This window comes from Melghirimyces algeriensis (assembly GCF_900182565.1).
GTDB lineage: Bacteria > Bacillota > Bacilli > Thermoactinomycetales > DSM-45169 > Melghirimyces > Melghirimyces algeriensis.
In genome coordinates this window covers 230,578-257,406 of record NZ_FXTI01000005.1, presented here as the reverse complement: position 1 = coordinate 257,406, position 26,829 = coordinate 230,578, and the positions used below count along the sequence as shown (strand labels likewise).

Genomic DNA, 26,829 nt, shown 5'->3' with positions numbered 1-26,829 from the left:
TAAGAGTTTTGGAGGATCTTGTTCAAGTTAGAAAGTTACGTTTTTGATACATCCATTTTGAGAGTACGTCTACACGGGTTCACCTATATATTTTAACAAATAACCAATCCAAACTATGTATATTACACATATATCAAATTAATTTTATATTAATAAATGAAAAAATTAGTTTAAATCTAAAGAGGGATATTCTATTGCCTACTGAGTACATCCAAAAGGTTTCTTGATATTATTATGTATGTTTTATACTTTCAAATCGTTTCAAGAACAGTGAGATATATCATAAGTGGGCTGCCTAGATGGAGCGGATCAGGTCAAGCGAAAGAACATGGTGTTTTTGAATTTGGAAAAGGAATGGAAGAGAGAGACCGTCGAGTGTCATTCTAGAATGGTCTTATAAATCCCTGGAAATGGAAAGCCAATTGTTGCATTTCCGATAAAGGTTCGAAAAGTATAGTAACTGGACACCAATCAACTATGCCTGGTTGTACTTATTACTTACAGCTTTTGCTCTAACAACACAATCATTCTCACTATTCTGTTTTTTATCATTGCCATTCCGGTCTCTCTCCTTATGGCAATAATTTCCATAAACATCCAAAGAATTAACTATAGACCAGTTCTTTTTTGATTAGACCAAGCGTCTGCGCTGTTGAAGTATGAATTTCTTGGAAAATATCTGGGTTTTCCACTAGTGACAGGCCATAAGAAGGAATCATTTCTTTTATTTTCGGTTTCCACTCTTGCATATGTTGCGGGAAGCATTTTTCCAATACCTCAAGCATAACGTGAACGGCAGTGGAAGCACCCGGAGAAGCGCCGAGCAATGCGGCGATTGAACCATCAGCGGCACTAACAACTTCCGTACCAAATTGAAGTGTTCCTTTCCCGCCGGCATCCGTATCTTTGATCACTTGCACACGTTGGCCCGCTACCACTAAATCCCAATCCTTACTTTTGGCGTTCGGAATAAATTCACGCAATTCTTCCATGCGTTTTTCATTTGATAACAGTACTTGTTGGATCAGATATTTTGTCAGTGCCATCTCTTTAATGCCTGCCGCTAACATCGTGAGGACATTATTGGGTTTCACGGAACCTATCAAATCAAGATTTGAACCCGTTTTTAAGAACTTTGGTGAGAAGCCAGCAAATGGTCCAAACAGCAATGTTTTTTTGTTGTTGATATATCTTGTATCAAGATGCGGAACAGACATTGGAGGAGCACCAACCTTAGCTTTACCGTATACTTTTGCATGATGCTGTGCTACAACGTCCGGATTGTTACATACCATAAATAGTCCACTTACCGGGAATCCACCAATATGTTTTGATTCAGGGATACCGGTTTTTTGCAGTAAAGGTAGACTTCCGCCCCCACCGCCGATAAAGACGAACTTTGCAGTATGGTATTCGATTTTGCCGCTGTTGATATCATGCACTTTTACTTCCCACAAGCCGTCGCTGGTACGTTTAATATCCTTGACATTATGATTGTAGTTTATCTCGACGTTTTTACTCTTTAAATGGTCAAACAACATGCGTGTTAAAGCACCAAAATTAACATCTGTTCCAGAGTCGATTCTGGTTGCCGCGATTGGTTCATTCCATGTACGTCCTTCCATGATCAGCGGCATCCATTCCTTCAGTTTTTCGGGGTCATCGGAAAACTGCATCCCTTGAAACAAGGGGTTGTTGGACAGTGCGTCAAAACGTTTTTTCAAAAACGATACATTTTCTTCCCCTTGTACAAAACTCATATGAGGTATCGGCATGATGAAGTCTTGCGGATTACGAATCAGATTGCGGTCTACAAGATAAGACCAAAACTGCCTGGAAAGCTGAAATTGTTCATTAATTTTTATAGCTTTCTTAATATCTATCGATCCGTCAGATTTTTCGGATGTATAGTTAAGCTCACACAGTGCAGAATGGCCCGTACCCGCATTATTCCATTCATTAGAGCTTTCTTCCCCTGCATTTTCCAGTTTCTCAAACACTTTGATTTCCCATTCAGATGCCAGTTCTTTCAGTAATGACCCCAAAGTCGCGCTCATGATTCCAGCACCAATTAAGATAGCGTCTGTTTTTTTTGGTAGGTTGCTCATGATAATCTTCCCCTTAAACCCTTATATTTACAAAAAAGTAGACACGCTTGCTCAGGTGTCACAAGAAACAAGGGCATATAGAAACACCCTTTTCTATTTCAATATAATCCTATCATAGTCTATTATAATTATTTATCGATTAAAATATCTACCATAATCTGATATCCTTGGGGAAGAAATCATATCAAGCTACTTACCATTTTTTAAAATAGAAAACAAGCTCCTTGTATGGGTTAGTAAAAGAAGCTTGTTATTTAAATTAATATTTATTCTAGTGTTTAAATACGGAAAACAATACATTGCGTGCAAATGCCCTTTTTCAGTTTCCTTCAAGACTCCTTTTTTTCATGAGACAGGTGTCTGAGCTTGTGAATAGATACGGTTTCAATGGCAGAAGCAATGACATCTGCCATTTTCATGACCACACTGAGCCGGGTGTTTTGCAGTACAAAGTATTCCATAAAACCTGAAACATTTACAATGCCTGTGATGTGAACTTGTCCCACTTCAGGTAACTGTTTGTTGACGCCGGCTCCAGGTTTGAGGGGGCCGTTTCCCACCTGGATTTTCCCGACATTGGCCAATTGTCCAAGGCAGGCATCGATGGCAATGACACAGGGATTTTTTAGATCACTTTTTATCTGGGACAACGTTTGATTCAGGTTTACCGCATGAACCGGTTCCTCCAACGTTCCATAAACCCGCAAAAAAGGAATGCCTCTCTTCTCTAATTGTGTGCCGACTAATGGACCGAGGGAATCGCCTGTAGACCGGTCCGTTCCGATACAGAGGCAAGCCAGTTCTTGGGGGAACGGATCTGTATGGAGCATTTGGTCGAGCCAGTTTGCGCATTGATAGGATGCACTGGGGTGCGTATATGAAATCCAGTTTGCACCGGAAGATTCAGTCCCTTGATTTGCGACAGATTCGCGCATCGTCGTAACCTCCGAAACGGGTTTTCGATCCTTACCAGTATACGGATGGCATTCAGGAAATATACATGTAAGGACAACCCGGACAAGGGGGATCATCACATGCGGTTCAGTTGGTGGCATTCATTAAAAATCAGCATGACCATTATCGGGACCATGATTGGTGCCGGTTTTGCTTCGGGGCGGGAAGTATGGGAATTTTTCGGGTCATATGGTGCAGGCAGCGCTTTCGGAATCGTTCTGGCCACTCTATTATTGTTTACGGCCAGTGTGATCATTCTGAAAATCAGTTGGAAATACAAAACACAACATTATTCAGAAGTATTAAGTCAAGTGATGGGTCCACGAATGGTCAGAGTGTTTGATTATCTGGTGATGATGTATCTTCTGACCAGTACGATTGTCATGATGGCGGGTAGCGGCGCCACGTTTCAGCAATGGAATATTTCCTTTACATTGGGTGTTTTGGTGATGACAGGGGCGGTGGTGTTCATCCTGATGTTTGATCTGAAAGGGCTCATGTCGATGAATTCCGTTCTGATCCCCATTATGGTTACCGTCTTATTGCTCGTTTGTCTCCAGTTCTTGCAAAACAGCGGGTGGATTTCCCTGGAGAACGACGAATCCTCTTCTCTTCCGGTTTGGCCTTCCGCCATCACCTATACGGCTTTCAACACCATGTCACTGTTGGCTGTTTTGTCCACAATGGGTAAGCAAATCCGCCATCCGGCAGAAATCTGGATTTCCGGGGGAATCAGCTCCTTCTGTTTGGGGTCCCTTGCCTTTCTTTATAATTTTTCACTCCTTCGGGTGGAAAGTTTGATGTCACAATATGATATTCCCCTGTTCGCTTTGATGCGTGATTATTCCCCGGTCTGGGTGTTGAGCATCTCTGTGATTTTATGGCTGGCCATCTATACAACGGCTGTAAGCAATGTTCATGGGCTTTCCTTTCGTCTGTCCGAAACCTTGCCTTTCCCGCCTTGGGCGATTGGCGGGGTGGCGGTTTTGGGGTTGGTTCCCCTGACACAACTGGGTTTTACAACCTTGGTTACGTTTTTATATCCGCTGTATGGGGTTCTCAATCTGTTTATTTTAACGATGGTTCTTTTGTATCCTTTTATCCATAATAAAACGGGATGATTTTATCCATTACAGTTTTCCCAAGTAATGCAAAAATGGAACGAAACAAGGTAGAATGATAAGGAAAGGAGGGGGATAGGGAATGTGGTATACGCTGTTTCAAAGCATTGTCCGCTTCTTTGCAAAACTGTATCATCGTTTGGAAGTTACAGGGCTTGAACATATTCCAAAAGAGGGGCCGTTTTTGCTTGTCGGAAATCATATCAGTTATTTGGACCCTTTTTATATTGCGGGATTTTTGCCGAGACGCGTATCCTTTATGGCAAAAGAAGAGTCTTTTTCTCATCCGTTGACAAAATGGTTTTTGCGAAAAGTGGATGCTTTTCCCGTGAATCGGGATATAGCGGATGTTCAGGCGATCCGGACAGCGCTCAAACGGTTGCAGCAAGGAGAAGTGGTTGGAATCTTTCCGGAAGGCGGTCGACGGGATGCTGATTCCATCCAGCAATTAAAGGAAGGAGCGGCTTATCTCGCGGTTCGTCAAAACGTTCCGATTCTCCCGGCCTATATTGAAGGAAGCGATCAGGCGCTGCCCAGGGGAGGGCGTTGGATTCGGCCTGCCAAGGTTTGTATTCGATTCGGAGAACCGATCGGAGTTTTATCCCAAGGGAAACCGCGGGAACGTCAAGAGTTGCTGACCCAGGCGATACTGGATGCTTTCCGTCAGCTGGCTGATTCAAAGGGAGCAGGGAAAGTATCCGTTGAAATCAATCAACAGACTCCCTATAATGGAGCCAAGGAATAAGGAGGACGTTTGTTGATGGAGCGGAAAAGCTTTGATTTGGGTGATATTGTAGAGATGAAAAAAAGCCATCCCTGTGGCACCAATGCATGGAAAGTGATTCGGATGGGCATGGATATCCGAATGAAATGTACAGGCTGTGGTCATAGTGTTTTGTTGCCTCGTTCCCGTTTTGAAAAGCGTATGAAACGGGTTCTGAAGGCGGCCTCCAAGAATGAAGAGACAGAAAACGGAGCTTGATGCAATGGAAAGGGAGCACCGTGAATCGGTGTTTTTCTTTTGGACAGGAATCTCTCTTGCAATCCTTTTCCTGTTTGACGCTTCATCACAGCTTTGAGATAAAAAAACATAAAACAGGAGATGAGGAATAAATGGCTCTTACAACTGGTATTGTAGGTTTGCCGAATGTCGGCAAGTCCACTCTGTTCAATGCAATTACCCGTGCCGGAGCAGAATCCGCCAATTATCCATTTTGTACGATTGATCCCAATGTGGGTGTGGTGGATGTGCCTGATGAACGGATGGATCGGTTGGCGGAAATGATCCAGCCGCAAAAAGTGATTCCGACATCTTTTCAGTTTACCGATATTGCCGGGTTGGTCAAAGGCGCAAGCAAAGGGGAAGGACTGGGGAATCAGTTTCTTTCCCATATTCGGGAAGTGGATGCCATCATTCATGTGGTGCGCTGTTTTGAAGATGAAAACATTACCCATGTTTCAGGACAGGTTGATCCGGTCGGAGATATGGAAACGATTAATCTGGAGCTTGTTCTGGCGGATTTGGAATCGGTGGAGCGTCGTTTGGATCGTGTACTTCGGCAGAAGAAGAGTGGAGATGGGGAGGCCATAAAAGAACACGAGGTTCTGGAAAAAATCCATCAGGCTCTTGCTGAAGGACGGCCCGCCCGGCAACTAAAGTTGGAAGAAGAGGAATTGAAACGGATTCGTTCGCTGAATCTGTTGACGTTGAAGCCCATGTTATATGCTGTAAATGTTTCCGAGGAAGATGTGGTGAATCCCCATGAGAATCCGCATGTGAAAGCAGTCCAGGAACAGGCGGTCTCCGAGGGGGCGGAGGTGGTTCCGATCAGTGCCCAGTTAGAAGCGGAAATTGTGGAATTGGAAGGGGAGGAACGCACGCAGTTCCTTCAGGATCTGGGCTTGGATTCCTCCGGCTTGGACCGTCTGGTAGCGGCAGCCTATCGTTTGTTGGGCCTTATTACCTATTTTACTGCTGGAGAAAAAGAGGTTCGCGCTTGGACCATTCAGGAAGGAACACGTGCTCCGCAGGCAGCCGGTGTGATCCATTCGGACTTTGAACGCGGATTCATCCGGGCGGAAGTGGTTGCTTTTGATGACCTGATGCAGGCCGGTTCTTTGCTTGCAGCACGGGAACAGGGGATGCTTCGTTCTGAAGGAAAAGAGTATATTGTTAAAGATGGAGATGTGATTCATTTTCGTTTTAACGTGTGATCCAGAGCAGTCTTGCCTTGGTCCGCCACCTTTGATAGAATATAGTATCGTGAATAGATGATATTCACTCCTTGCCCCATCAAAAAGGGTGGGGCCGTCAAGTCCAGAAGGAGGTGTAAAAGACCATGAACAAATATGAGTTGATGTACATTACCCGTCCGGAGTTGGATGAAGAGAAACTGAATGCCAACCGCGAAAAGGTGAAAGGCATCATTTCGCAAAACGGCGGGGAAGTTGTTGAACTGAGTCATTTTGGAAAGCGTCGTTTGGCCTATCCGATCGAAGACTATCGTGAAGGTGTCTATACTGTGATTACCATGAATGGGAACCATGATATGGTAAACGAATTGGAACGCCAACTGAAGCTGAATGATGAAGTCATTCGTCACATGGTTATCAACATTGATGATAAAAAGTAAGGGCACATCTCGGATTCAGATTCGGCTGTTAGGAGGGGTAACCGGTGTTAAATCGGGTGGTTTTAATCGGCCGGCTAACGTGGGATCCTGAGCTTCGCTATACCCCCAATGGTGTTGCTGTCACCAGTTTTCGTCTGGCGGTGGATCGTCCTTTTACAAACCAGCAGGGGGAAAGGGAAGCCGATTTTATCGACGTGGTGGTTTGGCGACAACTGGCTGAAACCGTGGCCAACTATATGAAAAAGGGACGGCTTGTGGCTGTTGATGGACGCCTGCAAGTGCGCAGTTATGAGAATAATGAAGGGCGTCGGATTCGTGTCTCTGAAGTGGTTGGGGAACAAGTCCGTTTCCTGGACCGCGGAGGTTCCGGGTCCGGAGGTTCCGATTTCAACCAAGGTTACGACAATTACAGTGGCTTTGAAAAGAAAGATCGGGGCCCCTCCAACGATCCTTTTGCAGATGACGGAAAACCGATTGATATTTCCGATGATGATCTGCCCTTTTGATTGATAGTGATCAAGTCTTTAGGAAAGGAGGTCTTCTTATGGCCCGCCGTCGTGGCAACAAGCGTCGGAAAGTCTGTTACTTTACAGTGAACAAGATTGATTATATTGACTATAAGGATGTGGATCTGCTCCGCAAGTTTATCAGCGAACGGGGTAAGATTCTCCCCCGCCGGGTGACGGGAACTTCATCCAAATATCAACGGCAATTGACTCGGGCAATTAAACGGGCCCGGCAGATGGCTCTGCTTCCTTATTCCACGGACTGAGCCAGCAGGGAAGGGGCGAGTGCCCCTTTTTTTTATAGCCGGTTTCCGCCTCTTGTCAGGGAAAAGGAGGAAATTGACAGACAGCTGTTGAAAGTACCTCCTAAGTCCAAGCAATTAAAGGGAGTGCGGAAACATGAGCAGGCCGGAACGGAGCGTACACATTGCAAAAAGCATGAAAGTGATAGAGTGGTTAAAGACAGAAATCCTGGATCAGATTGCAAATCTGTTCAAAGGTTTGCATACCGCCAATCAATCGTTGATCGCAGACAGTCTTGCCAGCTTGGTCGTGGCCACATATGTACTTGCTCGTCGTGTAGGTCTTTCATTCAGGGAAGTGGATCAAGCGGTGACGAGGAAGCTGAGGGAAGCGACAAGGGAGCGACATCAGTTGGAGGATTGGTATGGCGATCTGTCCCATTTGGATGAATATATAAGCAAGAGGTGAGCTGGATTTGTTCCGGATATCAGATATTCGCGACGGGATTATAACCGTCCTCCTGTTCCTGCTCATCACCTTTTCCTTGATTACGCCTCTTTCTCTTTTGACTGTTTGGTTTCTCCCTCTACCCTTTTTCCTGCATACCTCTAAAAATGGTTGGCTTTCTGCTCTTTTCCCTATGGGTCTTGGAGCATTGTTGCTATGGGTGTTAACCGGCCAGCCTCTAAATGTAATGGTCATTTTCCTGGTAGCAGCTACAGGGATGATAATGGGAGGATTATATCGCGAGGACAGCAGTACAGGTACAGATGTGGTATTGGGTGGTTTAACTGCCGTTTGGGCAGGATCGCTTTTGCTGTTGACGGTGATGGTGCTGTTTCTTGATATTACAGACCAGATGAGTGCATTATTTCAACAGGAATGGGAACGGAACCAGGAGATCTTTCAAGCTTATGGTTTGAATGAACCCTTACCTGAATGGTCGTCTATGATGACTGTCGTTCCAGGTATGTTGCTACTGATGATTGCACCGGTTCCGCTTCTTAATCTGATTGTCGGGCGTCGTTGGCTTGTTAAGCAGGGATTCCCCAAGAAATATTTACCTCCCTTTCGAAAATGGCATTTACCACGCTCCTTTTTTTACTTCTATTTTTTTGTTCTGCTCGTCTTTTTGATCTTCGGTATGAACGACAACCATCAAGTGTTGGCTCTCAGCAATATTGTGGTGATCCTGTTTGTTTTTTTTCTGATCCAGGGGTTTTCTTTCATTTCTCTACTTCTGAAGCGATATAATCGTGGAAGAGGATGGATGATCTCTGTGATCGCACTTACCATTTTTATTCCATTTGCAACCATGGTTGTCCATTTTTTGGGGATCTTAGATACTGGAACCAGAATTCGATCCCGGTTCCAGGGGGAAGAATAATGTTGATTCCAGCCCTTGTCGTGCGGGTTACAGATCGTTTTTTATTGTGATTTCACATATCTGCCTTTAAGATGTTGTTATCAACACTTTCATCCTCAGAGGGGTACCGGGCAACATGCTTTTTTATCCGGCTCCGGGTGTAAGGGGTTGTCTTCATGCCGAATTTTTTAACCAAACGATGGCACGGATACCATATGGTTTTTGCCATGTGTTTCAGTTTGGTCCTGATTTCCATTCTGGCTGCATATAATTGGCCTTTTGCGTTGTTCAGTCTCGTTGTTTTTATTGGACTGGGATATATACTATATCGAGCAGAGCAGTCTTTTCGGAAGGACTTTACCGAATATGTTTTAACCCTTTCCCATCGTACGAAAGGAGCGAGCCAGATTGCTCTTGATCAGATGCCTGTAGGCATGGTGCTCTATGATCGGAAGGGGCGGATGGAGTGGCACAACCCCTTTGTGAAAGAGATGACAGGACGGGATTCCCTCATTGGATCTCCGATGTCTGAAGTCTTTCCCGATCTTGAAACGGAAGAGGGCACCATTCGCAAATTGCAGATGGGAAAACGTTTTTTTGAAGTGATCCACCACCGAAAGGAACGACTTTATTTTTTTCGGGATATCACTCGTTTAAAAGAGTTGGAGAAGCAATATAACCAAGAACAGACCATTATAGGGTATCTCCATTTGGATAACTATGATGAAGCCGGAACGGGTCTTGATGAACAGGAACGAACACAGCTTTTATCCAATGTCCTGGGTGCGATTACCCGCTGGGCGCAAGAACATGATATCAGTCTCCGACAGTTTGACTCGGATAAGTTCTTTATGGTACTCCGTCGGGAATCCTTGGATGAATTGATCCAAAACCGCTTCGATATTTTGGATGTAGTACGGGATATGACTCGTCAGAACAAAATTCCAATCACATTGAGTATCGGTTTGGCGGCTCTTCGTACTTCCACCGTGGAGCAGGCGCATGCGGCAGAAGCTTCCTTGGATATTGCATTAGCCCGTGGCGGAGATCAAGCTGCCGTTCAGGACGGTGAACGGGTTCTCTTTTTTGGTGGCAAGACGAATGCCATTGAAAAAAGAACCAGGGTTCGGGCCAGAGTGATTTCACATGCTTTGTCCAACTTGATTCGTGACAGTGATCAAGTATTGATTATGGGGCATGATCAACCGGATATGGATGCTGTTGGAGCTGCGATCGGGGTATTGCGAGCGGTTCGAATGGCAGACCGGAAAGGATCGATTATCATCAAAGATTCCAATCCTTCGATTGAAGCGTTGATGGAAGTGATCGCTGAGCATGAAGTGTTGGATGGAGCATTTATCTCCCCGGAGCGGGCGCTTCAGCAGATGGGTGAAAACACCCTCTTGGTTCTGGTGGATACGCATAAACCGTCGATGACCATTGAGCCCCGCTTAGTAGAAAAATGTAACCGTGTTGTGGTGATTGATCATCACCGCCGCGGGGAAGAGTTTGTCAAAGATCCGGTACTGGTGTACTTGGAACCGTATGCTTCTTCCACTTGTGAGCTGGTTACAGAACTGCTTGAGTATCAGGAGCAGTTATCGATCGACAACCTTGAAGCGACAGCGCTGTTGGCAGGTATCGTTGTGGATACCAAGAGTTTTGCTTTTCGTTCCGGTTCCAGAACGTTTGAAGCGGCTTCCTTTTTAAGAAGGCATGGAGCAGATCTGGCAATGGTGCAAACGTTGCTGAAAGAAGATTTCAATCGGTTTGTAAAACGGGCAGAGATTGTCAAAGATACCGAAGTGGTATACGATAAAGTTGCGGTGGCTGTCGGGGAAGAAGAGGAACGGTATGACCAATTGGTTATTGCTCAGGCAGCTGATACATTGTTAAATATGAAGGGCATCAGCGCTTCTTTTGTAATTGGTCTGAGAGAAGATGGGAAAGTGGCGATCAGTGCCCGTTCCCAAGGGGAGATCAGTGTCCAATTGATTATGGAAGCTCTTGGAGGTGGAGGGCACCTTACAAATGCCGCTGTGCAGTTTGAGGAAGGAACTCCACAAGAAGCCCGCCAACGCTTATTGGAAGTGCTGAGAGAGAACTTCGAGGAGGGGGGCGACACCGAATGAAGGTAATTTTTCAACAGGATGTCAAAGGAAAAGGAAAAAAAGGGGAAGTAGCAGAAGTCGCAGAGGGTTACGCACGCAACTTTCTGTTGCCCAAAGGACTTGCGGTTGAAGCTTCATCGGGCAATTTGAATGCTTTGAAAAACCAGAAGCGGCGGGAAGAAGAGCAGCAGAAAAAGGAGTTGGCCGAAGCCCGGAAGCTGGCGGAAAAGCTTGAAGAAGTGGATTTGTCTCTTGAAGCAAAATCAGGAGAGGGTGGCCGCTTGTTCGGCTCCATTACGTCCAAACAGATCAGCCAACAACTGAAAGAAGTGCATGGCTTAAAAGTGGATAAAAAGAAAATACAACTGAATGAACCGATTCGCACCCTTGGTGTAACGAAAGTCCCCATCAAGATCCATCCGAAAGTGACTGCCACTCTTTCGGTGCACGTTCGGGAGAAGTAGACATGGGCGTTAAAAAGCGCTTCCCAAAGGGTGAAGCGCTTTTTTTATGCTTCTGGATGGAGGATGGTGGAAAATGAGTGAACTGTTTGCAGACCGGATGCCCCCTCACAATCAGGAAGCGGAACGGGCGGTTCTGGGAGCGATTCTGATTGAGCCCTCCGTTTTGGTTACAGTAACAGAGCGCCTTCGGCCGGAGGACTTCTATCGTCAGGCCCATCAACGTCTTTTTGAAGTGATCATCGATTTGTCTGAACAAGGTGAGCCCATTGATTTAGTGACGCTTACATCGAAACTTTCCGATCAGAAGTTATTGGAGGAAATCGGTGGGGTTACCTATTTGACGGAGTTGGCTGAATCTGTGCCCACAGCTGCCAACGTTGATTATTATTCTAGAATTGTTGAAGAAAAAGCGATCTTGCGCCGTCTGATCCGAACGGCCACTGAAATTGCAACGTCCGGTTATTCCGGAAACGATGAAGTGGTTCAGGTGATTGATTCCGCAGAGAAAAAGATTTTGGATATTTCCCAGCGAAGGATTCGAAAAGGATTTACCCCCATCCGGGATATTTTGATGGAAACGTTTGAGCGAATCGAAAATCTTCATTACAATCAGGGAAAATTAACCGGGGTACCATCAGGATATACCGACCTGGATCGAATGACCTCCGGATTTCAAAAATCGGATTTGATTATTCTGGCTGCCCGCCCCAGTATGGGAAAGACGGCGTTTAGCTTGAATGTGGCACAAAATGTGGCGGTTCGGGCCGGGCTACCTGTAGCCATTTTTAATCTGGAAATGTCGGCTCCGCAGTTGGTCCAACGGATGTTGGCCGCAGAGGGGAATATCGATGCCCAGGTATTTCGTTCCGGGAGATTGGAAGATGAGGATTGGGAGAAGCTGACTATGGCCATCAGCAATCTGTCGGAGGCTCCCATTTTCATCGATGACACGCCGGGGATCAGCGTTTTTGAAATCCGTTCCAAACTTCGGCGGCTTCAGGCGGAACATGGTTTGGGTATGGTTTTAATTGACTATCTTCAATTGATTGAGGGTCGGGGACGGGACAGTCGGCAGCAAGAGATCTCTGAAATCTCCCGTTCTTTGAAACTGTTGGCCCGTGAATTAAATGTGCCAGTGATTGCTCTGTCCCAGTTATCCCGTGCAGTGGAACAGCGTCAGGATAAACGGCCGATGTTGTCGGACCTTCGGGAGTCCGGTTCCATTGAACAGGACGCGGATATTGTTTCCTTTTTGTATCGGGATGATTACTATAATGAGGATTCGGAGAAGAAAAACATCATTGAAGTGATCCTCGCCAAACACCGGAATGGCCCGATTGGAAAAGTGGAACTTCTTTTCCTGAAAAACTACAATAAATTTCTCAGTCTGGATATGCGTCATGAATCATAAAGACACCACTTTTACGGCAACAAGTGGTGTTATTTTTTTGACCTGTGCTAACGCGATGAGCAGGGCGATTCTTTCAGAATACGGATAGAAAAAACGGACCCGAAAAGGTCCGTAAAGGTGATTAGCGGTTTCTTTACCCCTCTAACACATGTAAAACATCCTCCGGAGTCGCTGCTCCTTTCAGTTCTTCACGAAATCCCGCGTGCATCAGTTTACGGGATAGTGCGGCCAGAATTTGCAGATGTTCTGTCCCTTCCTGTTCTTTGGGAACGGCGATCAGAAAGACCAAACGGGTCATGTCCCCTGAACCGGACCAATCGATCGGTTGTGGAAGCCGGGCAAAGGCAACCGCTGAATGGGCCACACCCTCTGATTTTCCATGGGGGATGGAAACATCAAACCCGATGGCCGTGCTTCCCTGTTCTTCCCTTGCACGAACCGCTTCCAAATAAGCGTTTTTATCTGTCAATACCCCGTCTGCTTCCAGCCGTTCCGCCAATTGTTGCAAAACCTCTTCACGGGATTGTGCGGATCGGTCCAATTGTATCCAATTTTTTTGAATCATTTCATGCAGTTTCATCCGTTTTCTCCTCCTGATTGAGCACATTTCGTTTCAGCAAGGTGACCAGTATTGCGGAGATCAATACTCCGGCGACCAATGCGAGTACAAAACCGCCGACATTTCCCACCGCATGAGGAATGGGGAGAACAAACACGCCTCCGTGGGGAGCACGCAAGGTAACATCCAACATCATCGCAAGACCACCGGTTACGGCTGATCCCGCCACCAATGAAGGAATGACGCGCAGGGGGTCTGCTGCTGCAAATGGAATGGCTCCCTCCGTGATAAAAGACAGCCCAAGAATACCGGCAGCTTTCCCTGCTTCCCGCTCCTCTTCTGTAAACTTGCGGCGAGCCCAAAGAGTGGCCAGCCACAGAGCCAACGGGGGGACCATTCCAGCAGCCATTGTTGCTGCCATGGGGCCGTGAATGCCACTTTCCAACAACCCGACGCTAAAAGTATAGGCCGCTTTGTTGATCGGTCCTCCCATATCAAACGACATCATGGCTCCCAAGATTAAACCGAGTACGGCAGCATTGCCCGATCCCATGGATTTCAGCCAAGCGGTCAGGCTATCCATCAATGCTTTGACAGGTGTACCGACGACAAAAACCATTAATAGGCCAACGGCTAATGTGCCCAGCAGGGGAATGATTAATACGGGTTTCAGTTTTTCCATACTTTTTGGCAGGGGAAGATAGTCTTTTACCCCTTTTGCAATATAACCTGCCAAAAATCCGGCCACAATTCCTCCCAAGAAACCGGCCCCCAGATTGGAAGCTAACATACCACCGACCAACCCTGGAGTCAAACCAGCCTTATCTGCGATGGAAAAAGCGATATATCCGGCCAGAATCGGAACCATCAAAGCAAATGCCCCTTCAGCACCGATTTTCATAAGACCGGCGGCCAAACTCCCTTCCTGTTCTGCACCATGGATCCCGCCAAAGGCGAAGGAAAGAGCAATGATCAGTCCGCCTGCCACCACCAGCGGGATCATAAAGGAAACACCGTTCATCAGATGCTTGTAAATGCGGTTTTGCTGTCCTTTTGAACGATCAGAACCTGTTGAAGGTGGTGCTTGTTTTTCCATTTTCTCCGCAGGCTCTTTTTGTAAGGCCTCGTCCAGTACTTGCTGAGCGTTTTTGATTGCTTCACTCAGAGAGGCCCGGACGATGGGAAGTTGATGAAAGCGCTCTTCTTCTGCATCCACATCGGAACAAATGATGACGGCGTGAGCTTCCTGAAGATCCTCGTCTGTGATCCGGTTTTCCACACCGGAAGCTCCTCGGGTCTCCACCTTGATGGAAACGTCTTTTGCCTTGGCAGCTTGCTGTAATGATTCCGCTGCCATAAATGTGTGAGCAATGCCTGTCGGGCAACCCGTAACGGCCAACAGCTTTTTCATTGATCTCCCTCCCATGTCTTCATGTTTCTTATTCAATCAATTGCACCTGTGGTGCAACCGCTTCCACTTCCTCCAGTGATCCAAACTGTGTTCCAGGATAAGAAGCAGCAACGGTTCCCGCCGCTGTGGCAAAACGAGCTGTCTTTTTCCAGTTCCACCCGGAAGACATCCCATAAAGCAACCCAGCGACCATGGCGTCACCCGCACCAACAGGGTGAGCATGATGAATGGAAACGGGAACGGTTCGAAATTGTTGCTCTTTCATAAAAAACCAGGCGCCCTGTTCTCCCATCGAAATGACAGCCACTTTTACGCCTTTATCCAATAAACAATGACCGGCTCTTCGGATATCTTCTTCCTTTTCAATCTTGAAACCCATCCATTTGGAAACCTCATCCATATTGGGTTTGACAGCAAAAGGAGCTTGTTCCATACACTTTTGAAAGGGTACCCCTTCGGTGTCCACAAAGACGGGAACCTGTTTCTTTTGTGCGAGATCAATCAGTCGCTGATACACATCCTCGGAAACCCCGTCAGGCAAACTGCCGGCAAAAACAACGGCTTTCGCTCCTTCCAATACCTCAGACAACTGAATCTCCAGTAATATCAACGCTTTCTCTGTCACTCGAAACCCTGGTTCATTGATATCCGTTACCCGATCGGTTTCTGTTTCCATCAATTTCCAATTCATCCGGGTATCTCCGGGTAATGGAACAAGATGATGGGTGATTCCCTCCTGTTGCAAGTAACTCTCCAACCATTTGCCTGTCCATCCACCGTTAAATCCGGTAGCTGTGACATCAGCACCCCACTGATGCAAGGCACGAGCAACATTGATTCCCTTGCCACCCGGATCGGTTCGAACCTGATGAATACGATTGACACATCCAGGTTCCAATCGAGGTAATGTTACGGTTTTATCAATGGCCGGATTTAATGTGACGGTTACAATTTTCCCCATTTCGTTTCTCTCCACCACCTATACCAATATGACTTCCACACCTGCATCGCTAACTTGTTGTACCACATCGTCCGGTGCTTCTTCATCCGTAATCCAGACATCCACATCGGATAAGGAGACGACTTTGGCAAAAGAGGTTTGGTTGATTTTGCTGGAGTCACACAATAAAATCACTTGGCTGGCGGCCTGAACCATGGCTTTTTTCACCTGGGCTTCATAGAGATTGGGGGTTGTGAGCCCGGCTTCCAGGTCGAGTGCATTGGTTCCCAGAAAGACTTTGTCCACTTTGATCATCTCCAGCGTCTTTTCGGCAATGGGTCCAACCAGCGACTGGGTACTTCTACGCACCACCCCCCCGGTACTTACCAGCTCCAGCGATTCTGTATGTTCCAATTCACGAAGGATCTGATAAGAGTTTGTTACGACTGTCAAGGAGCGAAGAGAGGAGATCCGTTGTGCCAGCTGATACGTCGTTGTACCCGAATCCAGAAGGATGGTATCTTCTTCATGAATCCACTCCAGCGCTTTTGCTGCGATTCGTTGTTTTTCCTCTGCATGATGCACCCGTTTTTCGGAAAAGGTAGGTTCAAAGCTGACCGATTGAAATGCCAAGGCTCCTCCATGGGTCCGATGCAGTAAGCCTTCCTCTTCCAGTTCCTTTAAATCCCGGCGGACGGTGGCTTCAGAAACATGAAATACCGAGGTTAATTCTGTCACGGAAGCACGACTGTGCTCATTAATATAGTTGAGAATCCGCCTACGTCTCTCTTCAGCAAACATCATTGCTTCTTCCTTTTTGAATTTGATTTATTTTGATTATATATGATTGATTATGATTTTTTCAAGCGCTTTCATTTGGTGAATTTTAGCGATTCCGGGGAGTATCATACTAAAAACGAATATTATATTTGATATTGTTGTTTTTGTTCGTATTTTCCGTTGACACTCCTACTTTTTCTCGGTACACTGAAAAAGGATTTACATCGGAAGCCGGTGCCCAAGTGAAGGAGGAATCAACGATGTCAACGGTAGTCGTTGTCGGAACCCAATGGGGCGATGAAGGGAAAGGAAAGATCACGGACTTTCTTGCGGAAACAGCAGAAGTGGTTTCCCGGTATCAAGGGGGAAACAATGCGGGTCATACCATTGAATTTGGTGGAAAGCGTTACAAATTGCACTTAATCCCTTCAGGGATCTTTTATCCTGAGAAAATATGTGTACTGGGAAATGGAATGGTTCTTCATCCGGAAGCGATGCTGAAGGAATTGCAATATTTATGGGAGCAAGGGGTTTCCACACAAAACCTCCGTATTTCCGATCGGGCCCATGTCATCATGCCTTACCACATTCGTTTGGACAAGGTGGAGGAGGCTCGAAAAGGGAAGGGGAAAATCGGAACTACCGGCAAGGGAATCGGTCCGGCCTATATGGATAAAGCGGCTCGGATCGGTATTCGTGTATCGGATTTGCTGGATCAGGATCTCTTTGCGGAGAAATTGAAGAAGAATCTGGAAGAGAAAAACCGAATATTGGAGAGGCTGTATGAGACGGAAGGGTTTACATTTGAGGAGATTTTTGAGCCCTACAGAGAAGTGGCCGATCAACTTCGACCTTATGTAACAGATACTTCGGTTGTGCTCAATGATGCGATTGATCAGGGGTATCGGGTCCTCTTTGAAGGAGCGCAAGGTGTGATGCTGGACATCGATCAGGGAACGTATCCGTTTGTCACCTCTTCCAACCCGGTGGCCGGGGGAGTCTGCATTGGCTCTGGAGTGGGGCCCACCAAGATCCATCAGGTGATCGGGGTCGCAAAAGCCTATACAACACGGGTCGGAGATGGTCCATTCCCAACAGAACTTCATGATGAGATCGGTGAGCAAATTCGGGAAGTCGGGAGAGAGTATGGGACCACGACCGGCCGGCCACGTCGTGTAGGATGGTTTGACAGTGTAGTGGTTCGCCACGCCCGTCGAGTGAGTGGTATTACCGGTCTTTCCCTCAATTCTTTGGATGTCCTGACAGGACTTCCGACCGTAAAAATATGCAAGGCATATCGCTACAACGGTCAATTGCTGGAAAACTATCCAGCCAATCTGGACGTCTTGAAGGAATGTGAACCGGTCTATGAAGAACTTCCCGGTTGGAATGAAGACATTACGGGAGCCCAAAGTCTCTCCGATCTCCCCATGTCCGCCCAGCATTATGTAGAGCGGATTACACACCTGACCGGAATCCCCTTGACCCTGTTCTCCGTTGGACCCGGTCGTGAACAGACGATCCAGGTACGCCCGGCATATGCATAATCTTATGGAAAGAGATATAGGGATGAAGTCCGTTTGCTCCAAGCGCCATTCTTGGCGCTTTTTTTATTAGAAGTTTCCTTATTTATGATACGATTCACCGCGGTTTATCTTAAATGAACGGTAGATCTGTTCCAACAGGATGATGCGCATCAGTTGATGGGGAAAGGTCATTTTGGAAAAGGAAAGCGTCAGGTCGGCGCGTTGGATGACTGAATCGGATAGACCGTAGGAGCCGCCAATTGCAAAAGCGATGCGGCTTTTCCCATAGGTGGCGAGTTGATCCAGATGTTCAGCCAGAGCTTCTGATGACAGGTGCTTTCCTTGGATGACCAGAGCGATGACATACACATCCGGTGAAAGGTGACGGAGCATCCGTTTACCTTCCTCGTTTTTAATCTGTGCGATTTCCGCTTCACTCAGCGGCTCTTGACCCTTTTCTTCCGCAATTTCAGAGATTTGGATTTTGGCATAGGAAGAAATGCGTTGGAGATAATCGTTTACTCCTGTCCGCAAATACTTTTCCTTTAATTTTCCTACGGCTAGCAATTGAATCTGCATCTGTCTTCACCTTCTTTCAATCCAGCTTGAGCTGGTAGACAGGAGGGTTGTCACACCAGTAACAGGTGAAGCCCTGGTTCTTTTCTTCCGGCTCAATGGGTAGAAGTTCAGGGGCACGGTTTTGTTGATCCACAATTTCATCCAAAACGATCTCGATGTGTTCGTTGCATGCATACCAAACATTGGACGTTGTCATTGTTTTCACCTCAGAGATTGTGAATGGAAACAAGCAATCCGCCCCGCAGTGCGGGGCGGAAGAAACCAGTTGAAATTCAGCTGGATGGAGTTTCTGTCAATGTGACAGTTGTTGTCTTTTTCTCACCGTCACGATAGAATGTCACTTTCATTTCATCGCCAACCTTTTTGTTCTTCCACAGATAGGATCGGAGTTGGGAGCCGTTGCGAATCTTTTTCCCATCCAGTTGAACAATGACATCCAGGCGGCTTAACCCGCCTTTGTCCGCACCACTGCCAGTAATGGTTCCCAGAATGATGACCCCTTCATCGATGGCATCGGGAAGGCCCAATTCATCGGACCGGACACGTGGGTGGACGGACTCCACATCTTTTAGCCCTTCCACTCCCAGGAACGGCCGACGCACTTCACCATAGCGGATCAGATCATTGATAATCGGTTTCGCATCATTGACCGGTATGGCAAACCCTAAACCTTCAACCCCTTGTTTGGCGATTTTAAGACTGTTGATCCCAATCAATTGCCCTGTGGCGTTGACCAAGGCCCCACCACTGTTTCCGGGGTTAATGGCGGCGTCGGTCTGAATCACATCCATCTCCAGGTTTTCTGCAATTTGGATTTGTCGATGGGGGGAGCTGATCACTCCGGCGGTAACCGATTGGGAGAATTCCAGCCCAAGTGGGTTTCCAATGGCAATGGCCGGTTCTCCAGCTTTGATTTTATCCGAGTTGCCAAATGTAGCTACACGTTTCACATATTTTGAAGGGATCTCCAAAACAGCCAAATCGGTGGGGGGGTCACTTCCAAGCAACTTCGCTTCGACGGATTTACCACCATTCTTGTCGGGGATGACGACACCGATCTGATTGGCTCCCTCAATCACATGATGGTTGGTTACAACCAGAGCCTTGCCACCTTTTTTCTGGAAGATTACACCGGAACCGGTCCCGCTTTCCACAGGTTCTTGACTGAAAGGATCTCCGCTTTTTTGCAGGTTGACGACTCCGACAACGGCCGGACGCGCTTTCTTTACCGCTTGCGTAATATCATTGTTTACATCTACATTAACCGTTTCGTTCGATTCCTTCTGATCGTTTGTTCCTCCTGCAAAGTATTGTTGGGGTAACAACCCGACTTTTACCAAGGCTGGGGAGAGGGTAAGGACCAGAAGGCCGCCGATGACAGCTGAAAAAACTGCGGTCAAAAAGATGATTATGCCGCGGCGCACAGAGTCCGAGCGATCATAATAACCCACGGCATCAAGCCTCCTTATTCTCGTTAAGATAGCTTTTCACATTATGCGATTGTCACAACCATATTATACTAGTTCCACAGCCTGTCTGAAAGTTAAGGGTTTGTTTCAGTTTTAAAGGAGTTGCCGCTTTCGCTCAATCGTAACCAGGGGTGTGGGCCGGTCAGGGTGGGTTTCCCGCAATTGGAGATCCCCTCCCACTTCAATCCCTTGTTCTTCAAGGACATTTTTTACCGTTAATTGGGCCAGTTCTGTAAGATTGTTATCTTGACTGAGATGGGCAAGATAGATGTCCTCACCGCGCCCCTGAAGAATGTCCAGGAGTGCTTCCCCCGCATCTTCATTGGAAAGATGGCCCACATCACTCAAAATCCTCCGTTTGACATTCCAGGGATAGGCTCCCATTCGCAGCATATTGACATCATGATTGGCCTCAAAAACAAGAGCGTCACACCCTTTTACCTTCTCTACAATTCGGGCATTGATGTAGCCTGTGTCGGTTACCAATCCAAGACGGGCTCCTTGGTGGTGAAAACAAAAACTCATGGGTTCTGCTGCATCATGGGATATGGGGAACGATTCCACCACAAGGTCTGCTAATTCCAGACAGGAGGATGTCGCAAATACATGCTGTTGCTTCAAGGGAATTTCACCCACTGCGGAAGGAAGATTGGCCCAGGTGGCTTCATTCATGTATACAGGCAACTGATAGCGTCGTGCAAATACGCCCAATCCTTTCACATGATCACTGTGTTCATGGGTTACCAAAATACTGGACAATGTGGAAGGGTCCACCCCAATAGTGGTAAGGAGTTTCTCCAAGCGCTTTCCGCTTAAACCGGCATCCACCAGGATTCGTGTGGCACCAGCCTCTACATAGAGGGCATTTCCGGTGCTGCCACTCGCCAAAATACTGTACTTCATCCGGCTCTTCCTCTTCTTTCTAAGATTTTTGCTAATCCAGGGAAATGGTTTCAATTTCTGAAGTTAAAGCATTCACATAAAATGTTAACTCTTCGGTTTGAATTCTCCATACGGGAAAAAGAAACCGGGATTCCCCTTCATAAAATTGGCCATGGTAGCCCAGCGTGACATCTGTTACAGTGGAACCTTTTTTGATCCTTCCGGTTTCCACAAGTTTCACCAAAGCGTCTTGGGCCGATAAGCCCGTTTGGGTCTTGTTGTCTTGATCCACACGTACATCTACAGGCAATAGCTCCAGTTCCTTGATGTTTCCATTTTCAAGTCGCACGATCAAACGATCATCAAAGATGGGTCGGTGATCGAGATGTTGATAATACACCTTTTCATCCGGGTTGGGTCTGCGCCATTCTCTGTATGTCTGAAAGTCCGGAACATAGCGTTCAAGGATGCTCTCCAGCTCTTTTCCCGTTGCCAGCGGCGGTTGAAACCGAATACGGTACCTCCCTTCCTCGACAGGTTCCCACTGGTCACTTTGTTCCAGGAGCGATTCAGGTTTCGTAGGTTCTGCTTCCAAATAAGTGACAGGAAATGCTTTTTGGGGGAGATTATCGGGAATGCGAATGTTCCTGTCTGCGATCAATTCCTCCAACTGCAATTGCGTCACTTGAGAAACTTCTTGATTCTGGGTTTGTTCACCTTTGGCCTTGATCAGTTGGCTGGCCAGAAAAATATTTACAGCAAGAAAGGCGATGATCAAGAGGGATTTGGCTTTGCTCCAGTCCATTGAGTGCCCCTCCCTGTGTCGGAAATTTCAAGGAATCCCTGTTTTTCGTTATCAAAGATGACCACCCAGACGGGCTTCAGTTTCAATTGTTTTTTTTCCGTTGCCGCCTGATAACCAGGGTAGATCTGTTGAATATCTGACAGATTGAGGTTTTGTTTCTTCAACGAATCAAAGACTTCCTCGGCGGATGGTAAATAATCCGGTTTCTTAATCTCTGAACGGGAAGGAGAAAAAAAGAGTGATCGTTCATATTCTGTAACTCTCTGTGAGGCAACTAGCCGGATGGTATCAAATCCTGGCAAATTGTCGGGACCAAATACCGGCATTCCTTCCACATAAAGTTGAAACCGGTAGTTATTCAGATTGTTGTTTTTATCCTGTTCCACAGATTGCAACAGGTAGTTTCCAGTCCAGCCATTATGTCGGTCCATAAAGGCATTGATTGTATTTAATTCCTTTACATGCGGAAGACTGGTTTCCGACTCCGTGCCCGTATTTTTGTAGATCATGTTTTTTTTCTTTTCGTCATACCGGAGATTGCGCAATGATTCCAGTTCCGTGTAAATGAAACTTTGATCCGACAGCTCTGTTTTTTTTACATAATTGGGGTTTCGAAACAGGATCATTTTCATATGTTCCACTTTGATCTGCTCCAGTTTATAAGTGAGATGAGGGACTTTTAACCGTTTTTTGGGCAGATACGTGATCCGGGGAATCGTTTCTTCTGTTATATCCTCTTTCTTCAATCCGGGTTTTTCCCCTTTGTAGAAGGGGAGCAAAGCTGTGCTGCCCGCTTGTTTTGCCGAGTTCAGCAGGGATTTGTAGTCTTGAATCAGCGCAGTTGCCTGGGTGACTGTCTGTGTTCTGTCTGAAATCAGCCAGATGGTAACCCGGTTTTGGTCTCCTTCTCCAAAGACCCAAATCCGATTAATGTTTTCAATTTCCTCCGGTATGGTTTCTTTTCCTTTGAAAAATCCCTTAATCACTCCTGTTGGAAGTTCATGGTGAAAACGGAATTCCAGCCCTGATTCTTTATTGATCAATCTTTCCCAACGCGCAGAAGAAGGCGTGATTTCATTCAGGTTCTCCAATTGGGCATGATGCAGTTTTTCCACCAGCGTTTGATGTGCCTCACTTGGAAGAATGCGTTGATGTTTTCCTTTGGAGTGAACAAGAATTTCCGGTGGTGCAGCCAATTCGTGGATTTCATGCTTTTTGAAATCCTTATGCCCGATTTGAGGGATGTCCTCAAAGGCAGTGATTCGATTGTCCTGATAGGAAGGAGAACTGTACCACAGCAGTAGTGTCTGGATGATACTTGCTGTCACCAGAAAGACCAAGGCCAGAGACTTCATATGCTCGATCATGGTTGATTCACCTCCGGTTCGCAAGAAGGAAGAGTGAAGCGAACGGTGGTCCCTTTTTCCAATTCACTTTCCATATGAATCGAACCTCCATGAGCCTCAGCGATTTCCTTCGCAATGGAAAGGCCGAGACCTGTGCCGCCCATCAGCCGGGAGCGGGCCTTGTCCACCCGGTAAAAGCGCTCAAAAATACGTTCCAGATCCTTTTTGGGAATGCCAATCCCTGTGTCGGACACAGCCACTTCCACGAATCCATCCCGTTTTTGCTGGGCCGAAAGGGTGACGCATCCTCCTTCGGGGGTATACTTGACTGCGTTGGACAAAAGGTTGTCCAATAATTGATGAATTTGGTCCCGATCTGCATAAATACGTGATAGATTGTCCTCGATGGATAATTGGAAACGGATTCCCTTCTGACGACATTGGAAAGCAAACCGATCACCGGCATTTTGCAAAATCTCTTTCGGTTGCAGGGCTTGTTTATGAAATTGAACATTTTTGGCATCCAAACGGGAAAGTTGCAATAGATCATGGATGAGACGGGTCATACGTTCCGCTTCCTGACGAGTGACCTGGAGAAAGCGGGAAGCCAATTCCGGCTCTTCCATGGCTCCACCTTCGTCCAGCGCTTCCAGATAGCTTTTGATGGTGGTCAAAGGGGTTCGCAATTCATGGGAGACATTGGCAACAAACTCCTTCCGCTGTCGATCCAGCTTTTCCTCCTCCGTCACATCCTGCAATACCAGAATCAATCCGATGGTTTCCCGACTGGCGCGAAGAACCGGAGTAAATGTGATCTTTATAATGGTGAATGCATCATCCTCAAGATCCAGTTCTACAAAGGTTTCCCGTTCCTCTGTCAAAGGGAGGATGATGGGATGGCTCCGGGGTAGAATGTCGTTGATATCTTCTTTGTGGTGGATGGTTTTGTTCAACATCTCTTCAGCCCGACGGTTGAATACAATGACCCGTCCTTTTCGGTCCGTGGCGATCACTCCATCGCTCATATTGGTTAAAACCGATTGTAACCGTCCCTTTTCCGCTTCATTCTGGGAAAGGGCATTGCGAAGGTGTTGGGCCAAATGATTAAAAGAGGAGGCGAGTTTTCCGATTTCGTCATCACTTTTGACTGTTACCTTTCGGTCAAAATTTCCCTCTGCCATGATGGTGGCTTGCTCTGTAATCTCTTTGATGGGATTTGTGATGGTTCGCGCCAAAATGATCATTAAAAAAGAAGCTCCCACCATGGAAGCCACGGTGACCTTTATCAGGATTTTGTTGATATCACGAATGGTTCGGTACATTTCCTGCATAGGGGCTTCCATGTGAATCGCACCGATAATCTCTCCGTCGTGTTTAATCGGATAAGTATACAGCATATATCGGTTTCCGGCTTTTTGAATCACCTCGGTGATCGACTCTTTATTTCCCTGAAGCACGTTGTTCACACGGATGTTCTTTTGACCTTTCCGGGAGTTTTCGCTGTTTGTGGTCGCGATGACAATACTTTCATGGTCTATAATCTGTACGGTATTGCTTTTATCTAAAGGGAATTTTTCTAAAATCTCGTCAATTTCCCTTTTTTGTTTATCAGATTCCGTTCCCGGTGCCATATTGTATTTGACAACCTCTTGCAGAGTCTTCGCTTGTTTCTTTAAATCATTTTCGAAACTGGCGTAAAAGGTATCCTCCAATTTCTGGAAAAAATAAACGCCGATCAGTTGCATGGCGATCAAAAGAAGGAGGACGTAAATAATCACCATCTTCCATTGGACACTGTTAAAGACTTTAAACCATTTTACAGGATTCATTGACTCTCACTGCCGGGATTCCGCATGGTGTACCCGATTCCTCGACGAGTGATAATATATTGCGGATGACTGGGATCGTGTTCGATTTTTTCGCGAAGACGTCGAATGGTGACATCCACGGTGCGGACGTCGCCAAAATAGTCGTACCCCCATACGGATTGTAAAAGGTGTTCCCTGGTGAGAACCTGGTTGACGTGTTTGGCCATATAAAGAAGAAGTTCAAATTCACGGTGGGTTAGATCCAGGGGGGTGTCGTTTTTTGAGACGATATAGGAACCCTGGTCAATGGACAAGTCCCCCACTTTAATTTGGTTGGAAGGGGTCTCGGAAGGTTCTCCGCTGCTTTGGGAGCGACGCAGGTTTGCCTTGATCCGTGCTAGAAGCTCCCGGTTGCTGAAGGGTTTCGTTACATAATCGTCAGCTCCAATTTCAAGACCCAATACCTTATCAATTTCAGAGTCTTTCGCTGTCAGCATAATAATTGGCATCTGGTATTTTTGACGCACCTGGCGACAAACTTCGATTCCGTCCGCACCTGGAAGCATCAGATCCAGCAGGATTAAATCCGGCGGGCTTTCCATCACCCGTTTGATGGCTTCTTCTCCATCATATACGCATGTGACATCATAGCCTTCTTTTCCCAGATTAAACTGCAAAATATCTGCAATAGGCTTTTCATCTTCTACGACGAGAACTTTTGCTGTCATTAAGAATGCACCCCATTTCCATCCATCCGGTTTTTACACCGATTGAGTGAATGGCATTTATCAATGAAAAAACGGATCGTGACCATGAAAATGAAATTACCAATGATTTTGTAAACATTTTCCCACAATCCTGCATTATGGACAAATCATTTTTCATTCCCCTTTCATTTTAACACTTTGCAAATTTGGGCGGAAAGTCCCTTTCCTGTGAGGGAGGATGGGAATAAACTATATGGACCGGACAATGCTCTGAAACGGAAGGAGAGACCCTCATTGGTACGCAATTATCGTCAGATTGCGAGTAAAGCGCTGAAAAATAAGGTGATGGAACAACATCCTCTCCTTCGCCCCTACCTTCCCCGCACTTCATGGTTCAGTAAAGAAGCTCTTGACTACTGGGCAAGCCGATATCCTCTTTTATTTATTAAACCGGACAAAGGAGGAGGAGGGGCTGGAATCATCCGAATTCGCAGGGTAAACGGGAAATGGGAGCTTGCTTTTCGTCGATCGGTTCGTATCGTCAGTAAACAAGATTTATATCCAACAGTGGAAAAGCTTCTCTTACCATACCGCAACTATTTGGTACAGGAGGGAATCCATCTGGCTTCCGTACAGGGACGCCCTTTTGATATTCGAATCATGATGCAGAAACCGAAAGGACGATGGATTGTCAGTGGAATGGTCGCGAAAGTGGCAGCCCACGGTCGGTTTGTGACCAATCATTGCAAAGGAGGACGTCCCTTTCGGTTGGAGCGTATTTTACACATGATGGAGTCTGAAGGATCACCTGCACCCCAAGGGTTGGTTCAGGAACTGGAAAAAGTGTCACTTTTGACGGCAAATGTACTGGAATCCCGTTTTCCTGGAATAAAAGAGCTGGGTATTGATGTTGCACTGGACCAAAGAGGGAAAATATGGATATTGGAAGTGAACACCCGTCCTCATTTTCAAATGTTTCGTAAGATCGGTAAGCCAATTCTTTATCAAAATATCTTAAAATTTCATCGTCAACTGCGGAGATAAATAACAAATCGGTAGAACTTGTGCAAATTCGACAAAATATTCTGTTGACTAAAAAT

27 protein-coding genes and 2 pseudogenes are annotated in these 26,829 nt (G+C 46.4%); 14 read left to right on the top strand and 15 right to left on the bottom strand.

Going from position 1 to position 26,829, the window contains the following annotated elements:
• Positions 1 to 605: 605 nt before the first annotated feature.
• Both FN782_RS09610 and yyaC read right to left on the bottom strand, forming a co-directional pair.
• Positions 606 to 2,108 (bottom strand): malate:quinone oxidoreductase, encoded by a 1,503-nt coding sequence (locus FN782_RS09610; RefSeq protein WP_142505568.1) that lies wholly within the window; start codon positions 2,106 to 2,108, stop codon positions 606 to 608.
• 329 nt (positions 2,109 to 2,437) lie between these two features.
• On the bottom strand, positions 2,438 to 3,043 hold the full coding sequence (gene yyaC, locus FN782_RS09605) for a spore protease YyaC (RefSeq protein WP_142505567.1): 606 nt from the start codon (positions 3,041 to 3,043) through the stop codon (positions 2,438 to 2,440).
• Between the two features lie 99 nt (positions 3,044 to 3,142).
• Here yyaC and FN782_RS09600 point away from each other — a divergent pair, with 99 nt between their 5' ends.
• The 12 genes from FN782_RS09600 (at position 3,143) to dnaB (ending at position 12,917) form a co-directional block, all read left to right on the top strand.
• Positions 3,143 to 4,183, top strand: a complete 1,041-nt coding sequence (locus tag FN782_RS09600) for a YkvI family membrane protein (protein WP_142505566.1) — start codon at positions 3,143 to 3,145, stop codon at positions 4,181 to 4,183.
• Positions 4,184 to 4,265: 82 nt separating this feature from the next.
• The gene (locus FN782_RS09595) at positions 4,266 to 4,928 is read left to right on the top strand and encodes a lysophospholipid acyltransferase family protein (RefSeq protein ID WP_142505565.1); all 663 of its coding nucleotides are present in this window, start codon (positions 4,266 to 4,268) and stop codon (positions 4,926 to 4,928) included.
• 15 nt (positions 4,929 to 4,943) lie between these two features.
• Positions 4,944 to 5,165, top strand: coding sequence for a DUF951 domain-containing protein (locus FN782_RS09590; protein ID WP_142505564.1), 222 nt, complete (start codon positions 4,944 to 4,946; stop codon positions 5,163 to 5,165).
• A 131-nt stretch (positions 5,166 to 5,296) separates the two neighbouring features.
• Entirely contained in the window at positions 5,297 to 6,397 is a 1,101-nt protein-coding gene (gene ychF / locus FN782_RS09585; RefSeq protein ID WP_142505563.1) for a redox-regulated ATPase YchF, read from the top strand.
• A gap of 125 nt (positions 6,398 to 6,522) precedes the next feature.
• On the top strand, positions 6,523 to 6,816 hold the full coding sequence (gene rpsF, locus FN782_RS09580; RefSeq protein WP_142505562.1) for a 30S ribosomal protein S6: 294 nt from the start codon (positions 6,523 to 6,525) through the stop codon (positions 6,814 to 6,816).
• Between the two features lie 44 nt (positions 6,817 to 6,860).
• Positions 6,861 to 7,322 (top strand): single-stranded DNA-binding protein, encoded by a 462-nt coding sequence (gene ssb, locus FN782_RS09575; protein WP_142505561.1) that lies wholly within the window; start codon positions 6,861 to 6,863, stop codon positions 7,320 to 7,322.
• A gap of 38 nt (positions 7,323 to 7,360) precedes the next feature.
• Positions 7,361 to 7,588 (top strand): 30S ribosomal protein S18, encoded by a 228-nt coding sequence (gene rpsR / locus FN782_RS09570; RefSeq protein WP_142505560.1) that lies wholly within the window; start codon positions 7,361 to 7,363, stop codon positions 7,586 to 7,588.
• A 133-nt stretch (positions 7,589 to 7,721) separates the two neighbouring features.
• Positions 7,722 to 8,033, top strand: a complete 312-nt coding sequence (locus FN782_RS09565) for a MazG-like family protein (protein ID WP_142505559.1) — start codon at positions 7,722 to 7,724, stop codon at positions 8,031 to 8,033.
• A gap of 7 nt (positions 8,034 to 8,040) precedes the next feature.
• Positions 8,041 to 8,952, top strand: a complete 912-nt coding sequence (locus tag FN782_RS09560) for a DUF2232 domain-containing protein (protein WP_185956183.1) — start codon at positions 8,041 to 8,043, stop codon at positions 8,950 to 8,952.
• A 155-nt stretch (positions 8,953 to 9,107) separates the two neighbouring features.
• Positions 9,108 to 11,063: a DHH family phosphoesterase gene (locus FN782_RS09555; protein ID WP_142505557.1), complete on the top strand. Its 1,956-nt coding sequence runs from the start codon at positions 9,108 to 9,110 to the stop codon at positions 11,061 to 11,063.
• Positions 11,060 to 11,506, top strand: a complete 447-nt coding sequence (gene rplI / locus FN782_RS09550; protein WP_142505556.1) for a 50S ribosomal protein L9 — start codon at positions 11,060 to 11,062, stop codon at positions 11,504 to 11,506. The genes FN782_RS09555 and rplI overlap by 4 nt, the downstream gene beginning before the upstream one ends.
• Before the next feature lie 73 nt (positions 11,507 to 11,579).
• Positions 11,580 to 12,917 carry a replicative DNA helicase gene (dnaB, locus tag FN782_RS09545; protein ID WP_142505555.1) on the top strand — a complete coding sequence of 446 codons (1,338 nt, stop codon included), beginning with the start codon at positions 11,580 to 11,582 and terminating at the stop codon, positions 12,915 to 12,917.
• A 133-nt stretch (positions 12,918 to 13,050) separates the two neighbouring features.
• On the opposite strand, the gene FN782_RS09540 is transcribed toward dnaB, so the two are convergent.
• The 4 genes from FN782_RS09540 to FN782_RS09525 are packed head-to-tail and all read right to left on the bottom strand — an operon-like array spanning position 13,051 to position 16,628.
• Entirely contained in the window at positions 13,051 to 13,497 is a 447-nt protein-coding gene (locus FN782_RS09540) for a PTS sugar transporter subunit IIA (protein ID WP_142505554.1), read from the bottom strand.
• Positions 13,484 to 14,887 (bottom strand): PTS fructose transporter subunit IIC, encoded by a 1,404-nt coding sequence (locus FN782_RS09535; protein ID WP_142505553.1) that lies wholly within the window; start codon positions 14,885 to 14,887, stop codon positions 13,484 to 13,486. Before FN782_RS09535 ends, FN782_RS09540 begins: the two co-directional genes overlap by 14 nt.
• 28 nt (positions 14,888 to 14,915) lie before the next feature.
• Positions 14,916 to 15,848: a 1-phosphofructokinase gene (gene pfkB, locus FN782_RS09530; RefSeq protein ID WP_142505552.1), complete on the bottom strand. Its 933-nt coding sequence runs from the start codon at positions 15,846 to 15,848 to the stop codon at positions 14,916 to 14,918.
• An 18-nt stretch (positions 15,849 to 15,866) separates the two neighbouring features.
• On the bottom strand, positions 15,867 to 16,628 hold the full coding sequence (locus tag FN782_RS09525; protein ID WP_142505551.1) for a DeoR/GlpR family DNA-binding transcription regulator: 762 nt from the start codon (positions 16,626 to 16,628) through the stop codon (positions 15,867 to 15,869).
• A gap of 239 nt (positions 16,629 to 16,867) precedes the next feature.
• Here FN782_RS09525 and FN782_RS09520 point away from each other — a divergent pair, with 239 nt between their 5' ends.
• Entirely contained in the window at positions 16,868 to 18,154 is a 1,287-nt protein-coding gene (locus FN782_RS09520; protein WP_142505550.1) for an adenylosuccinate synthase, read from the top strand.
• A gap of 78 nt (positions 18,155 to 18,232) precedes the next feature.
• Here FN782_RS09520 and rlmH read toward each other — a convergent pair whose 3' ends face one another.
• The 9 genes and pseudogenes from rlmH to yycF all read right to left on the bottom strand — a co-directional run bounded on the left by rlmH (position 18,233) and on the right by yycF (position 25,750).
• The gene (gene rlmH, locus FN782_RS09515) at positions 18,233 to 18,712 is read right to left on the bottom strand and encodes a 23S rRNA (pseudouridine(1915)-N(3))-methyltransferase RlmH (RefSeq protein WP_142505549.1); all 480 of its coding nucleotides are present in this window, start codon (positions 18,710 to 18,712) and stop codon (positions 18,233 to 18,235) included.
• Positions 18,713 to 18,728: 16 nt separating this feature from the next.
• Positions 18,729 to 18,908 carry a CxxH/CxxC protein gene (locus FN782_RS09510; RefSeq protein WP_142505597.1) on the bottom strand — a complete coding sequence of 60 codons (180 nt, stop codon included), beginning with the start codon at positions 18,906 to 18,908 and terminating at the stop codon, positions 18,729 to 18,731.
• A 76-nt stretch (positions 18,909 to 18,984) separates the two neighbouring features.
• Positions 18,985 to 20,163 (bottom strand): S1C family serine protease, encoded by a 1,179-nt coding sequence (locus FN782_RS09505; protein ID WP_246064907.1) that lies wholly within the window; start codon positions 20,161 to 20,163, stop codon positions 18,985 to 18,987.
• A gap of 111 nt (positions 20,164 to 20,274) precedes the next feature.
• On the bottom strand, positions 20,275 to 21,084 hold the full coding sequence (locus tag FN782_RS09500; protein WP_142505547.1) for an MBL fold metallo-hydrolase: 810 nt from the start codon (positions 21,082 to 21,084) through the stop codon (positions 20,275 to 20,277).
• Positions 21,085 to 21,115: 31 nt separating this feature from the next.
• Positions 21,116 to 21,868: a two-component system regulatory protein YycI gene (gene yycI, locus FN782_RS09495; protein WP_142505546.1), complete on the bottom strand. Its 753-nt coding sequence runs from the start codon at positions 21,866 to 21,868 to the stop codon at positions 21,116 to 21,118.
• Positions 21,838 to 23,235, bottom strand: coding sequence for a YycH family regulatory protein (locus tag FN782_RS09490; protein WP_142505545.1), 1,398 nt, complete (start codon positions 23,233 to 23,235; stop codon positions 21,838 to 21,840). Before FN782_RS09490 ends, yycI begins: the two co-directional genes overlap by 31 nt.
• Positions 23,232 to 23,579, bottom strand: a pseudogene (locus FN782_RS17495) (sensor histidine kinase); the annotation flags it as partial. The gene FN782_RS09490 and the pseudogene FN782_RS17495, both read right to left, overlap by 4 nt.
• A gap of 165 nt (positions 23,580 to 23,744) precedes the next feature.
• A pseudogene (locus FN782_RS17490) lies at positions 23,745 to 24,845 on the bottom strand (histidine kinase dimerization/phospho-acceptor domain-containing protein); the annotation flags it as partial.
• 194 nt (positions 24,846 to 25,039) lie between these two features.
• On the bottom strand, positions 25,040 to 25,750 hold the full coding sequence (gene yycF, locus FN782_RS09480) for a response regulator YycF (protein WP_142505543.1): 711 nt from the start codon (positions 25,748 to 25,750) through the stop codon (positions 25,040 to 25,042).
• A 273-nt stretch (positions 25,751 to 26,023) separates the two neighbouring features.
• Here yycF and FN782_RS09475 point away from each other — a divergent pair, with 273 nt between their 5' ends.
• Positions 26,024 to 26,773, top strand: coding sequence for a YheC/YheD family protein (locus tag FN782_RS09475; RefSeq protein ID WP_142505542.1), 750 nt, complete (start codon positions 26,024 to 26,026; stop codon positions 26,771 to 26,773).
• The last annotated feature ends 56 nt before the right edge of the window (positions 26,774 to 26,829 follow it).

Bases quoted from the DNA above. Each gene is read 5' to 3' on its own strand.
- FN782_RS09565 (WP_142505559.1), top strand. From the start codon at position 7,722: ATGAGCAGGCCGGAACGGAGCGTACACATTGCAAAAAGCATGAAAGTG.
- dnaB (WP_142505555.1), top strand. From the start codon at position 11,580: ATGAGTGAACTGTTTGCAGACCGGATGCCCCCTCACAATCAGGAAGCG.
- FN782_RS09525 (WP_142505551.1), bottom strand. From the start codon at position 16,628: ATGTTTGCTGAAGAGAGACGTAGGCGGATTCTCAACTATATTAATGAG.
- FN782_RS09590 (WP_142505564.1), top strand. From the start codon at position 4,944: ATGGAGCGGAAAAGCTTTGATTTGGGTGATATTGTAGAGATGAAAAAA.
- yycI (WP_142505546.1), bottom strand. From the start codon at position 21,868: ATGGACTGGAGCAAAGCCAAATCCCTCTTGATCATCGCCTTTCTTGCT.
- ychF (WP_142505563.1), top strand. From the start codon at position 5,297: ATGGCTCTTACAACTGGTATTGTAGGTTTGCCGAATGTCGGCAAGTCC.
- FN782_RS09555 (WP_142505557.1), top strand. From the start codon at position 9,108: ATGCCGAATTTTTTAACCAAACGATGGCACGGATACCATATGGTTTTT.
- yycF (WP_142505543.1), bottom strand. From the start codon at position 25,750: ATGACAGCAAAAGTTCTCGTCGTAGAAGATGAAAAGCCTATTGCAGAT.
- FN782_RS09535 (WP_142505553.1), bottom strand. From the start codon at position 14,887: ATGAAAAAGCTGTTGGCCGTTACGGGTTGCCCGACAGGCATTGCTCAC.
- pfkB (WP_142505552.1), bottom strand. From the start codon at position 15,848: ATGGGGAAAATTGTAACCGTCACATTAAATCCGGCCATTGATAAAACC.
- FN782_RS09520 (WP_142505550.1), top strand. From the start codon at position 16,868: ATGTCAACGGTAGTCGTTGTCGGAACCCAATGGGGCGATGAAGGGAAA.
- FN782_RS09490 (WP_142505545.1), bottom strand. From the start codon at position 23,235: ATGATCGAGCATATGAAGTCTCTGGCCTTGGTCTTTCTGGTGACAGCA.
- rpsR (WP_142505560.1), top strand. From the start codon at position 7,361: ATGGCCCGCCGTCGTGGCAACAAGCGTCGGAAAGTCTGTTACTTTACA.
- FN782_RS09510 (WP_142505597.1), bottom strand. From the start codon at position 18,908: ATGACAACGTCCAATGTTTGGTATGCATGCAACGAACACATCGAGATC.
- rplI (WP_142505556.1), top strand. From the start codon at position 11,060: ATGAAGGTAATTTTTCAACAGGATGTCAAAGGAAAAGGAAAAAAAGGG.
- FN782_RS09600 (WP_142505566.1), top strand. From the start codon at position 3,143: ATGCGGTTCAGTTGGTGGCATTCATTAAAAATCAGCATGACCATTATC.
- FN782_RS09595 (WP_142505565.1), top strand. From the start codon at position 4,266: ATGTGGTATACGCTGTTTCAAAGCATTGTCCGCTTCTTTGCAAAACTG.
- rpsF (WP_142505562.1), top strand. From the start codon at position 6,523: ATGAACAAATATGAGTTGATGTACATTACCCGTCCGGAGTTGGATGAA.
- FN782_RS09610 (WP_142505568.1), bottom strand. From the start codon at position 2,108: ATGAGCAACCTACCAAAAAAAACAGACGCTATCTTAATTGGTGCTGGA.
- rlmH (WP_142505549.1), bottom strand. From the start codon at position 18,712: ATGCAGATTCAATTGCTAGCCGTAGGAAAATTAAAGGAAAAGTATTTG.
- FN782_RS09540 (WP_142505554.1), bottom strand. From the start codon at position 13,497: ATGAAACTGCATGAAATGATTCAAAAAAATTGGATACAATTGGACCGA.
- FN782_RS09500 (WP_142505547.1), bottom strand. From the start codon at position 21,084: ATGAAGTACAGTATTTTGGCGAGTGGCAGCACCGGAAATGCCCTCTAT.
- yyaC (WP_142505567.1), bottom strand. From the start codon at position 3,043: ATGCGCGAATCTGTCGCAAATCAAGGGACTGAATCTTCCGGTGCAAAC.